A 12,105-nucleotide genomic window follows, 5' to 3' on the forward strand; every position below is an offset into this window, starting at 1 on the left:
CATCAATTTATATTGCAATTCACAAGCACTCACTTTATAAGGATTATTGTTTCCAGATAAGTTTTATCCATGAATATTTTTTCTAAAATATATGCGATTAGAAATACACTTACTTTTATAAATTACCTATCTTATTAATAGCAATTATAGCACTATGTCCCCCCCCAGTCAAACTCTTATCCATGAACACGCTACATTCGGCGTAAAAATTTTCATTAACTCTTAAATACGTTACATTTAGTTGAAGAGATTTTAACAGTTAAGGTTCAGATAGGTATAAGTAAACTTTAAAAAATTATATCTTTGCTAATTTTTGCGTAAAAAAATACGCAACAGATATGATATCTCCATCATCAACATAAAATCAAAAAGGACCGCCCCCACAGGCGATACATCATCGCCAGGGACAGTCCTTTTGAACTTCACTTAATTATTATTTCCGTTTTAAATTTCCAGCTTCTTCAGCAGGAACTCTTCTTCATCCTCAGACAGGCTTTCACCATCAAGCATTTTGTAGGCAACGCCAGCAGCCTTGGCCAGACGCATCATAACCTCCGTGCTGTAGTTGCGGTTGAGATTTGCCAAAGTCTGTCTTGCCAGCTCCATAGAAGCAGAAGACACAGTATTTCCCCCAAAACGCTGGTCGCAGGCATAGGCCAGGGCAATCAGGCAGCAGACAATCTCGCTGCTGTAGTTTACATCAAGAACAGTGCGGTTGTTGATAATGAAGCAAAGGTCCTCCACTGCCTTGTCCACATCAAGGCCTGCCGCTCTGCCGCCATCCTCCAGGCGCAGCGCCATGCCCAGGGCATGTGCTGTAACCTGCAGGTTACACTTGTTGCTTTCGCAGTAAGCATCACGCTGGAATACCTCTTGCACAAAGCTGCCAGCAACGCGGCTCTTGCCCAACGCGTACAGGCTTGCTGTATAATAACGGTTTTCAGCTGCCAGCGGCTGCACTTTGGCAACCTGCTCCTTACTGCCGCAGCAGCCAAGGGTATAGATGGCCTGAATGTTGACATTAATTTTGAGACCATAGCATGGGAAGCCCTGCAGTACACCCTGCAGTTGGTTCAAACACTCTCTTGCTAAGCTTTGGCGCTGCTGCTCAGTCCAATAAGCAACATGCTTGCGGGCAATGGTGAAAAGACGCAGGCGCAGCTCATCATTATTGGTATAGCACAGCATCTCCAGCAGCGGTCTGGCAAATTCTGCCTTATTACCGGCAGCAGCAATACTGCTGGTGCGCTGGCTCAGCTTGTTGATGACATCCTTTGGCACATTGCCCTTGGCAGTACTCTTGCGTTCACACAAGGTCTGCAGGCCATGCAGCTCATTATGCACGTTCAGCTTAGTACCGGCGGGAGGATTGAATTTCAGCTTAGTAGCATGTGCATCAGGATTATCGCCGCCGATAACGATTTCAGCAGTTTTCTGCTCCAGAATCTGGTGCATATCCACATCACTGCTCAAAAGCATCTCCATGCTCAGCACCTTGTTGCTGCCCATGAGCACGCGAATCGCAACGTAAGCACCATCCTTATAACCATGCTCCAGCTTCAGATGACCATTGCCGATGGTCTGGTAAGTGTCGCCAAAGGTACGTCTTTTAATAGGGATGGCAATCTCTGCCTTGTCTGGAAGCAGCTGAAAGCCCTTAATATAGTCGGACTGGTACGGCAGATCCGTGCCGCCGGCAACAAGCTCCTGTACAGCACCATCGCGCATACCAAGATACAGGCTGTCATTAAGAATATTTTTACCCCATTCAATTGCAGCACGCTGCTGTACGGCTGCGGCAGCAGCCTTCGGAGCTGCAGCCTTGCCGGGCAAGGGCTGCAGAGCAGGCGCTTCTGCGCCTACCATGCGCATATCCTCCTGCATTTGTTTCGCATATTTGTGCAGGTAATAATGATATACTGCTGCACCTCTTGCTACAGCCTGGTCCGGGTCCAGCGCCACAATCGGCTCCAGGCCGAAGAATTCGCGCAGGCGGTCCGTAACCATATAGAATTTGCTCATACCGCCATTGACAATTACGGCATCTACCTTCACTTCATCACCCAGCTTAGCGGCACTCTTTTGCAAAACGTCAAGAATAGGATAGATAATATTCTTCGTATCCTGCAGACTGTCTATTTTCTTGTAGTCGGCAAGCTGCAGATTTTTTCCCATAAACGGCTGCAGAATCTTTTCCACAGCCTCTTGAGTGAAGCTGTCGTCATAGGCGTAACCGATGCCGCCCATGTTACCGCCTACGAAAAATTCTTCGGCATCCTCCTCATCATCCCAGCCAAAACTGTCATCGGCAGCATAGCTGCTTTCTGCCTGACGGCGCTCGCTCAGCTCCAGCTTCAGCTCCTCTGCATAGTTCAGCAGTTGAGGCATGATGGCCTTCTTTTCCTGCTGCAGCTTGCGCACAACCATAGGACTAGTAGAATACTGTTTTTGGTAATGCTCAAACATTACATCAGCAATGGCCTGATCAAAGTCATCGCCGCCTAAAAGAGTGTATCTGTTGGTAGCAATTTCATCTACCTTTAAAACGTCGGGACAGTCCTCACGACGTTTAATCTTATGCATCGTAATATCCAGGGTGCCGCCACCCAGGTCAAACACCAGCACGTTCTTCTCGCTGCTGAGGTCAATAATATGATTAGAAATCTCACCATTTTGTACCTGGTTAATTAAATCATAGATAACGGCATTCGGCTCAGAAAGCAGCACTGGTCTTTCGCTGCCATCCTTATTGGTAACCTGAATACCGGCTAACGCGGCAGCATCACGTGTTGCCTGGCACATTACGGAGTCAAAGTTAGCAGGTACGGTAATTACCGCGTCCTTGATTTCCGTGCGATAAATTTTGCTGGCCTCCCGCAGCATGTGCTGCAGGATACGTGCCGAAACCTGCGCCGGAGTTTTATCCATAATCTCATCAGCCAAGCCTTCGGCATGCGCACTTCCCATCTGGCTTTTAATAGATTTTGCTACCAGATGCGGGCGCAGCGCATACTGGTTTTTGGCAAAATCGCCTACCAGCGGCTCATAGCCGTATTCCTCACGGTAATACACGCAGGACGGCAGCAGCGGCTTCTTCTGCGTGTTCAGGCGCGCCTTGCCTGCTGCGCTGTTGTAAACATCTACAGCACGCGGCAGGTCTACTACCTTGCTGACGATATCGCCATTAGCCTTAAGATTAACTGTAGCCAAAACAGAGTTGGTGGTTCCCAGGTCAATGCCTACGCATAAATCATTGTGTTCTTCATTATTAATCAACATTATCTACAACCTCCTTAACCTTCGGACGAGAAATTTGTACCTGTTTTTCGCTATAAATCCAACCAGGAGAAATTACCTTAACCTGCTTTTCTTCCTCAGCACAGGTAAAAGGAGTTCCCTCGTAGTTCCAGAATTCAACATCGCCAGCCTTTACAATGCGCAACGATTCAGGCTTCAGCATGGGATTAATATGGCTGTCACGCAAAAATTGTACCAGCTTGCGCACCATAATCAGCAAACCATTGATCTCCAACGGCAGCACATAACCGCTCTTTTTCACAGCGTCAATGCCCTTACGCAGCATCAGCAGCTCGTCCAAAATACAGCCATATTTATCAGAATTGAGCTTACCGAAGAACTCTGTCATTTCCTGCAGCTTAACAGCCTCCAGGCGTTCGTCAAATTCACTTTGCAGGTCTCTGAGCAGCATATCGGATTGCTCCAGCGCGCTTTCAAGACTTGCCAGCTTTTGCAGCAAACGCTCCTGCTCAGGACTATGAACTTTTTTCGCATTATTATTGGTGGCTGGTGCACTACTGCGGTGCTTATTGAAGCCATAGGCATAAGTAATGGCGTTTTCTATATCAAAAAGCAGATATTTGCACAGTGTATTGCCAAAGCTGGTAATCATCTGCTGATCATTTTCCTGCTGCAGTTGCTTAATATTGTGAAAAATCACAGCCAAAAGAATTTTATAGTAATGCTTAGGCTTTTTTTCCATGAATTTTTCCCGGGTGCTGCGATACAGCTCATAAGCCTGCTGGTCACCGTTCATGCTTTTTTCCAACATGATGGTAACGCCGGTAGCATTTTCAAAAACCTCCAGGCGTTTTTCTTCGGTGTTAATCTTGAAGTCGCGATAGATTCTGATCATATCGTCAACACTGCAGCTGCAGTCATAATTATTTTGTACGAAATCTGCACAGGCAGCAGGCGACATATGAAGATTGGCGCACAGAGCCTGCAAGGTCAGATTCTCCAAAACAATATCCTCCGAAATTTTTTCGAAGCGCCCGGCCTTTTGCTGCACCTTCTCATGAATCTCCTTTAAAATTCCCTGTACCTTAATACTTTTTGTTTCCAGCATTATGCTTCCTCCTAATTCTTAAATTGTATAAATGTCGCCTTCCTCAGGAAAAACTACCTGAGTACGGCATTGGGCATCACGCATGAGCTCCTGCTCCACGGTGTGACCATAATAACCCTCGGCACAATGCACCAGATAGGCCTGGCGCGGGTTCAGCCTGCGAATGAAGCTGAGCATTTCCCCATAGTCCTCATGCAACGTATAGGCATTGCCAAAAATACGATAACGCCAGCTTACCTGCTCCTTGCGCTTGGTACAGATAACAACGTGCGGATGTGCTGCACCGGCATAAAAGCTGCTGTAGTTGTTTTGCTGCAGTACCGGCAGCTGCAGGCTTTCCATCACGTGCACAGCGGCCATGGCCTCCGGCTCAAGATAGATTGGATAAACCTGTCCGCTCTGCTCCATCTCACGGTTGAGCGCCATTAAGAGCTCCAGCACTCTGCCGGGGTCAAAGGCCTGCAGATAAACAGATTGCCCATAGCGCAGGTTACTCATAACCTCACTGATGCGCTGTGGAAGTGTGTTCTTTTCACGAACACTGTAAGGCTGCTTGGCATGCAGTGCACACATCAGCAATACGTCCACCTCCAGGTCATCTGGCAACCAGCAGCCATCAAGGCCGAAGGCTGATTGCAATGAGTAGTCGCCAGTGTAGAGAATTTTGCGGCCTGCATATTCAAACAGTGTCATCATAGCGCCGGGGATATGCCCCGCCGGGAAAAAGGTGACTGTGTAATCACGCTGCTTGATTTTTTGCAGGTAATTGACAGGCGCAACGTTGCTTAACAAACGCGAAGCTTCGGCTGCTCCCTGCTGACTGCTATTGGCAATCAGACGGTATTCGGCAAGCTGCTTGGTCTGCAGTGTCATGTAAACGGAAGCCTGAGGTGCCATCTGCATGAGCTGCGGCAGGTAGCCGACATGGTCGGTGTGCGCATGAGAAATGTAAACGTGGTCAAGCTGCTGCATGCTTTCCATGAATTGCGAGGTAAGCAGGCTGCGAAAATCCGGGGAACAAGTTGCTCCGTTGATGCGCTGAAGTCCACAATCTAGCAGGATGTTACTCTGTCCCAGACGCAGGTAGTAGCAGCTGCGGCCTACGCTTTGAGCGCCTCCCAAGGGCATAAAACAGATATCTTTTTGTCGCATGTCTTCCTCCTTTCTGTTTGCTGATATCAGTATAGCAAGTGACAGTGACAGTTTCTGTCTATCATTGCTTTTGTGATATTTTTATTTCAACATGATTATACTTTGAAGGATTTAAAATATCATTGAAAAAAAGGTGCGTGCTCAAGGATATTAGGATATGCAGACTTGCTTGCTTTTACTTTCACTGTTTATATCTGCGATTTTTGTTGCCAAACGGCACGCTAAGAAAGTTTTTTATTTTACGAAAGAGGAAGAAAGATAATAGCCAATATCTTTTTATAAGAAGTGTAGCTGAGCCTGCTTTTGCACAACAAAAAAGCCTTAGCCGCAGCCAAAGCTTTACCATTGCTCTATATATTTTTTACAGCAAGCATAATATGGGCACGCCAACCAAACTGTTGCATTAATCATTGCATCACCGGAAGCTGGCGCAAAAAAAAAGCGCTGCCTTTCGGCAGCGCCTCTTTTGCTTGTAATTAAAGCTTCGCAACGACATCCTTATCAAAAACCTTCGCCAACAGCTCCTTAGCTCTGGCATCAACCTCTTCATCAATATACCCCTGCACCTTCAGCAGAGCAAAGGTAATTGCCACAAGATCATCGCTGTAGCCCAGCACCGGCGTCAAATCCGGCAGAAAATCCAGGGGAGTGATTAAATATCCCAAGGCGCCCATAATCAACGCCTTTTCCTTCGCAGGAACCTCCGGCTTCTGCAGTACGCACCACAGCTGCACGGCCTTGTAAAGCAGCTCGATGCCGATGTGGGCACCGTAGCGGCTGATTTTATGCAGCAGGCCTTCCTCGCTGTAGCTTCCGGAATACTTCTGCAGCTCGCCGTCATTGATTTTCTTTTTGTCAAAGTCTTTGTGTTCTGTCATTTTGCTCCACTCTTTTCCAAACCGTGGACGAATGCTTAGCGCATGTTGATGAATTGCAGATCAACGCCGAAATCGCCGGCCTTCAGCAGCTGGATAACAGCCTGCAGGTCATCCTTTTTCGCACCGGCAACACGTACCTGGTCATCCTGAATCTGAGCAGTTACCTTCAGCTTGGAAGTTTTGATAGCTGCCACGATTTTTTTGCCGTTCTCCTTAGAAATACCCTGTTGGATTTCCAGAGATTGGCGAACGGTGCCTTTAGCAGCGGGTTCAATTTTGCCCGGAACCAGGCAACGCAGAGGAATACCGCGTTTAGCCATTTTTTGGCGCAGCATATCTAAAATTGCGCCCAGCTTGTACTCGTCCTCAGCTGCAATTTTTACTTCCTTCTCACCGAGCTCGATGGAAGCATTGCTGCCGCGGAAATCATAACGTTGGTCAATCTCTTTCTTAACCTGATTAACAGCGTTATCCATCTCCTGCATATCAACTTGGGAAACAACGTCAAAGGAACTATCTTTTGCCATTATTATTATCCTCCTAAATATAGCTAAAGTTTATCATGCCTAATTATATCAAAGAAAGCGCTTTAACGCCAGTAAAACTACCGGCAGCGGCAATTTTGCTTATTTACCTGCATTTTTACCATGCATATAAGCATGCTCCTGGCTAAGCTCCTGCAAAAGCTGCAGGCCGCTCCAGGTACAGTTGGTGGGTGTCAGCATCGCCTTCAGCGCCACCTGACGCAGCTTGCCCTTTTTTATAGCAGCCAGCAGTCTGTCCAAATCCTGACGGCTGAAGCCGCACATGAGCAGCATTTCCTCCTGCCCATCGTCACCGCTGTAAAGCTCTTCTACAGACGCCACCTCGGGCAAGCCTGCCAGATAGCCTACAGGCTGCAGCAGCTCCTCACGTTTTACGGCGCGCAGCTGCGTACGCAGCATCATGCAAATCAGCTTCAGCGCCTGCAAACGCTCAGGTGTAAAATTATAGGCCAAAATTATTTTTTGCATATGATTCTCCTATCTCAGGCAAACAAATCAATCTGGTTATTTTCCGGCAAATCGCCCAAAACGCCCATGTCTGCCAGTTTTTCGATAACACTCTTGTTGACACCGGAACGCTGGCGCAAATCCTCCTGAGAGATAAACGGCCGGTTGATGTCCCTTGCCGCAGCAATACTCTTGGCAGCATTTTCACCTACACCGCCCAAGGCAGCCAAAGGCGGACGCAGGCCGTTTTCTGTAACCAGGAATTTAATCGGGTCCGACTTGTATAAATCCATCTTATCAAAGCTCAGACCGCGCTCCAGCATCTCATTTACCAGCTCCAGATAGGTGACAGTCGTTTTATCCAAAGGCGAAGCCTTGAAGCCCTGCTGGTAAACATTCTTGATAAAATTCTTTACATAGCTCTTACCCTTGGAAACATGGGTGTAGTCAAAATCCTTGGCACGCACAGTAAAGTACGCCGCATAAAATTCCTTGGGATAATGCACCTTGCAATAGGCAATACGGTAGGCCATAAGAACGTACGCCACAGCGTGCGCCTTCGGGAACAGGTACTGTACCTTTTCGCAGGACTTGATATACCATTCGGGAATATTTACCGCGCGCATGGCCTCGAGCATCTTCGGCTCCAGACCTTTTTTCGCCGCCTTACCCTTACGCACGTGCTCCATCGTCTTAAACGCCAGACTGGGCTCCACACCTTTGGAAATAAGGTGCGTCATAACGTCGTCACGCGTGGAGATGGTTTCGGCAACAGGCTTGCCTTCCTTAATCAAATCCTGCGCATTGTTCAGCCATACGTCCGTACCATGCGAATAACCGGATACACGCACAACCTCACTGAATTTTTTCGGCTGTACGTCGCTGATCATCTGTCGTACAAATTTGGTACCGCATTCAGGGATACCGAAGGTGCCGACAGCACTGTCAATCTGCTCCGGTGTAACGCCAAGCGAGCTTGTATCCTGGAAGATACGCATTGTTGCCTCATCGCCCACAGGAATCTTCTTGGGATCAAAGTTAGGATCCACATCCTCCTGCAGATATTTTTCCAGCATCTTCAGAACCATCGGATCATCGTGGCCCAGAATATCCAGCTTAACCAGACGGTCATTGATGCTGTGATAATCGTAGTGAGTAGTAATCGTAGTGCCGTCCTTATCATCGGCAGGACGGTTCATCGGCGTAATATAATGGATATCCATATTACGCGGCACAACCATGATGCCGCCGGGATGCTGGCCCGTAGTGCGCTTGATGCCGGCAAAGCCTTCGACAAGCGCTGCCACATGCGCCGGATGCACATGCAGATTCTTGCTCTCGTAATATTTTCTGATAAAGCCTATCGCCGTTTTGTTGGCGATAGTAGCAATCGTACCGGCACGGCAAACGTTATCGCGGCCGAAAAGCTCCTCGGTGTACTTGTGCGCTACGCTCTGGTCAGACATTGCGGACGGATCATCTGGATCAATACCGCCGGAGAAGTTCAAATCAATATCAGGAACCTTATCACCGTGGAAGCCCAGGAAAACTGCGAACGGGATATCGTGACCGTCGCGCAGCATTCTGGTGCCGCATTCGGGGCAATCCTTCGGCGGCAGGTCAAAGCCGCTGTCAACCTCATTGTTCATAAAGAATTCGCTGTGACGGCAATGCGGACAGCGATAATGCGGCTTCAGCGCATTAACCTCGGTAATATCCAGCATCGTAGCAACAAAGGACGAGCCTACGCTGCCACGCGAGCCTACCAGATAACCGCGGTCGATAGAATGTTTAACCAGCTTATGCGCAATGTAATACAATACGGAGAAGCCGTGGCCGATAATAGCATCCAGCTCCATCTTCAAGCGGTCCTCAACAATCTGCGGCAGCTTTTCGCCATACCATTCATGCGCTTTGGCATAGGACAAATCACGCACGGCATCCTCCGCACCGGGAATCGACGGCGAATACAGCTGGTCGCGGTCGGGAACAGGCTTAATACGCTCAATCATATCCGCAATCTTATTGGTATTGGTAACAACAACCTCGTAGGCTGCCTCCTCACCCAAATAAGAGAACTCCTCGAGCATCTCCTCCGTAGTGTGCAAGTACAGCGGCGGCTGCAAATCAGCATCCTTGTAACCCTGACCGGCCTGCAGAATCGCACGCAGCTGCGCATCCTCCGGATTGAGGAAATGCACGTCGCAGGTTGCTACAGTAAGCTTGCCCAAGCGCTTGCCCAGCTCGTAGATTTTGCGGTTATGCTCACGCAAATCTTCCTCCGTGCAATAGTTTTCACGCACCAGGAACTGGTTATTGCCCGTAGGCTGAATCTCCAGATAATCATAGAAGCCGGCGATTTCCTCCAGCTCCTCATCGCTCGCACCTAAGCGCACCGCACGATAAAGCTCGCCCGCCTCGCAGGCCGAACCCAAAATCAGGCCCTCGCGATGCTCCTCGATAACAGCGCGCGGCAGAAGCGGACGCTTATTCAGATAACGCAAGTGGCTGATAGTAACGAGCTGGTACAGATTACGCAGACCAACCTCATTTTTCGCCAAAATAATAATATGATGGCTGCTGATTTTGCTTTTACCCTTAGTCGTAGCATCGGGATTTTCCGTATCAACAGCATCGTCCTTCGTCTTGCGGTCGCTGATAAGATAACCCTCCATGCCGAAAATCAGCTTCAGGTCACTGCCCTCCGCCGCATCAAAGCAGAACGGAAAGGCCTGCACTACACCATGGTCGGTAATCGCCAAAGCCTTGTGGCCCCAACGGATAGCCTGCTTGACCAGGCCCTCCATCGGCGTCAGTCCGTCAAGCTTACTCATCTTCGTATGGCAATGCAGCTCAACCCTCTTGACCTCAGCATTATCCATGCGCTCCTCCTTGGCATCGAGCTTCATAATGCCGCGAGGCACCATGCACATCTCGTCAAAGGCAAAGCGGTCGGGTGCAACATCACCCTGCAGACGCAGACGCATACCGGGCTTCAGCAGATTTTTAAACTCATTGCATTCCTTACGCGGGTCACCGCCATCACGCTTGTCAAAGCGCAGCTTGACGAAAATACCGCCGGTATCATCGCTCACGTTAAAGGTAAGCACAATGGAGCCAACGCGCGTTTCCTTATCAATAAAGGTCTGCAGCGCACCGTCCTTATCCAAGCTTTTAACAAAGGTGCCTTCGATAACAACGTTGCGCTCTTCCTCTGTAACAGTATCAAGCTTACGTGGTGTGCCCTTGATTTTTTTGCCCCACAGCTGGCCGTCAGCCTTCTTTTCACCGTATAAGGCAGCCATCGCCTGCAAATAATCCGGATCCTCCTCCGGATTGTTGTAGGACGTTTCACAGGGAGGCTCCGGCGGCAGGGTTTCGCCGATTTCAATATCAGGCGGCTCCGGCGGCAGAGGAATTTCCTCCGGCAGCGGCTCACCGGTGCAGTCGGTAATTTCTACCTCTGTCTGCGGCTCACGCTGCATCATCTGGCATTTGGAGCCATCGCCGTCGCAAATCATATCTACGCTTTGCAAAGAAAAAGCGGCTGCAAGCTGCTGCGCCGCCTTCTGCAGCAAGCCGCCGGTAAGATGGGCGGCACAGCTGAAGTGCACCTCCCACTGACAGGCAGACTCGTCTACACAAATCTGATTAATATGCATCAGCTTCAGCTGCATCAATTCCACCGGAGAAAAGGTCAGCGAAGCCAAAAAACTATAAAATTTTTCTTCATCAGGAATCAGGCAATATTTTTTATTCACATTAAATCCTTTCCTAATAATGACGGGAGAAGTTGTTGGATTAAGATGTACGTCGAAGCGACGCAATAACACAGATGGCGTACTGTCTTCCTCTATCTTTTGAGATAAGCTAGAGTGCGTCAGATGCTAGGCGCGGATGCCGACGGCGTACTTTTAGTACGTCAAGGCGACGCAACAACGCAGATGACGTGCTATAGCTTATCTCTCTTATCGCATGTTTTCGACACCAACCACACCCTCAATCCCCTGCAACCCTCTTACCAAATCTCCGCCATCGGGCGCAGTTTTGCCAAGCTTCAGAAATACCTCCAGCACCAGACGATTCTTTTCCTTATCGCGCTTTACGTTCAGCGATTTTACCTGTACGCCGTTAAGGGACAGATAACCGGTAACATCGGTTATAGCACCGGAGCGATTGGTAGTAATGATGCGGACAAACTGGCGGTCGCTGCGGTTGTTGGCAGCAAAACGCTTTTCCCAGGTATGAAAGGTAACCAAAGTTATCATGGTGATAATGGTTGCCACACTGCTGAGGAAGTACATACCGCTGCCGGCAGCAAGACCGATTGCGGAAACCATCCACAAGCTGGCAGCAGTTGTCAGGCCGCGGATAGTTAAACCCTCGTGCAGAATGGTGCCTGCACCGAGAAAGCCTATGCCGCTGACAACCTGGGCTGCGATACGCGCCGAGTCACGGCGTTGGCCGATATCCTCCTCCAGCTTGGCAGTTTGAGGATAAACATCATCAAAGCCGTAAAGCGAAACAAGCATAAACAGCGCCGAGCCCACGCACACAAGAATATGTGTACGGAAACCGGCAGGACGGTCGCCACTGCCTCTTTCTATACCGACAATACCGCCGAGAATTGCAGCAACAACCAGCCTGATAACCATAACAACCTCTTTGTTATGCAAAAAAGAAGTATTAATCAAATCCATGCCAGTATCACCTCACA

Annotated in this window: 8 protein-coding genes; all 8 read right to left on the minus strand. The window is 48.9% G+C overall.

The features are described 5' to 3' along the window. Positions 1 to 444: 444 nt before the first annotated feature. The gene (locus tag Q7Q81_RS06820) at positions 445 to 3,279 is read right to left on the minus strand and encodes an Hsp70 family protein (RefSeq protein ID WP_304274713.1); all 2,835 of its coding nucleotides are present in this window, start codon (positions 3,277 to 3,279) and stop codon (positions 445 to 447) included. Then, positions 3,269 to 4,366, minus strand: a complete 1,098-nt coding sequence (locus Q7Q81_RS06825) for a hypothetical protein (protein ID WP_304274715.1) — start codon at positions 4,364 to 4,366, stop codon at positions 3,269 to 3,271. The genes Q7Q81_RS06820 and Q7Q81_RS06825 overlap by 11 nt, the downstream gene beginning before the upstream one ends. An 18-nt stretch (positions 4,367 to 4,384) precedes the next feature. Further along, positions 4,385 to 5,518: an MBL fold metallo-hydrolase gene (locus Q7Q81_RS06830; protein WP_304274718.1), complete on the minus strand. Its 1,134-nt coding sequence runs from the start codon at positions 5,516 to 5,518 to the stop codon at positions 4,385 to 4,387. 476 nt (positions 5,519 to 5,994) lie between these two features. Further along, positions 5,995 to 6,396 (minus strand): YkvA family protein, encoded by a 402-nt coding sequence (locus tag Q7Q81_RS06835; RefSeq protein ID WP_304274722.1) that lies wholly within the window; start codon positions 6,394 to 6,396, stop codon positions 5,995 to 5,997. A 35-nt stretch (positions 6,397 to 6,431) separates the two neighbouring features. Continuing rightward, positions 6,432 to 6,923, minus strand: coding sequence for a YajQ family cyclic di-GMP-binding protein (locus Q7Q81_RS06840; RefSeq protein WP_304274726.1), 492 nt, complete (start codon positions 6,921 to 6,923; stop codon positions 6,432 to 6,434). Positions 6,924 to 7,022: 99 nt separating this feature from the next. Continuing rightward, on the minus strand, positions 7,023 to 7,409 hold the full coding sequence (locus Q7Q81_RS06845) for a DUF3783 domain-containing protein (protein WP_304274728.1): 387 nt from the start codon (positions 7,407 to 7,409) through the stop codon (positions 7,023 to 7,025). A gap of 14 nt (positions 7,410 to 7,423) precedes the next feature. Continuing rightward, a complete protein-coding gene (locus tag Q7Q81_RS06850) occupies positions 7,424 to 11,149 on the minus strand; it encodes a PolC-type DNA polymerase III (RefSeq protein WP_304274731.1) in 3,726 nt (1,241 codons plus the stop codon). A gap of 207 nt (positions 11,150 to 11,356) precedes the next feature. Further along, on the minus strand, positions 11,357 to 12,088 hold the full coding sequence (locus tag Q7Q81_RS06855; RefSeq protein WP_210684617.1) for an MgtC/SapB family protein: 732 nt from the start codon (positions 12,086 to 12,088) through the stop codon (positions 11,357 to 11,359). Positions 12,089 to 12,105 lie beyond the last annotated feature (17 nt).

The organism is Phascolarctobacterium succinatutens (assembly GCF_958453765.1).
GTDB classification, from domain to species: Bacteria; Bacillota; Negativicutes; order Acidaminococcales; family Acidaminococcaceae; genus Phascolarctobacterium_A; species Phascolarctobacterium_A succinatutens_B.

Coding starts and splice junctions, on each gene's coding strand:
- Q7Q81_RS06820 (WP_304274713.1), bottom strand. CDS start 3,279: ATGTTGATTAATAATGAAGAACACAATGATTTATGCGTAGGCATTGAC.
- Q7Q81_RS06825 (WP_304274715.1), bottom strand. CDS start 4,366: ATGCTGGAAACAAAAAGTATTAAGGTACAGGGAATTTTAAAGGAGATT.
- Q7Q81_RS06830 (WP_304274718.1), bottom strand. CDS start 5,518: ATGCGACAAAAAGATATCTGTTTTATGCCCTTGGGAGGCGCTCAAAGC.
- Q7Q81_RS06835 (WP_304274722.1), bottom strand. CDS start 6,396: ATGACAGAACACAAAGACTTTGACAAAAAGAAAATCAATGACGGCGAG.
- Q7Q81_RS06840 (WP_304274726.1), bottom strand. CDS start 6,923: ATGGCAAAAGATAGTTCCTTTGACGTTGTTTCCCAAGTTGATATGCAG.
- Q7Q81_RS06845 (WP_304274728.1), bottom strand. CDS start 7,409: ATGCAAAAAATAATTTTGGCCTATAATTTTACACCTGAGCGTTTGCAG.
- Q7Q81_RS06855 (WP_210684617.1), bottom strand. CDS start 12,088: ATGGATTTGATTAATACTTCTTTTTTGCATAACAAAGAGGTTGTTATG.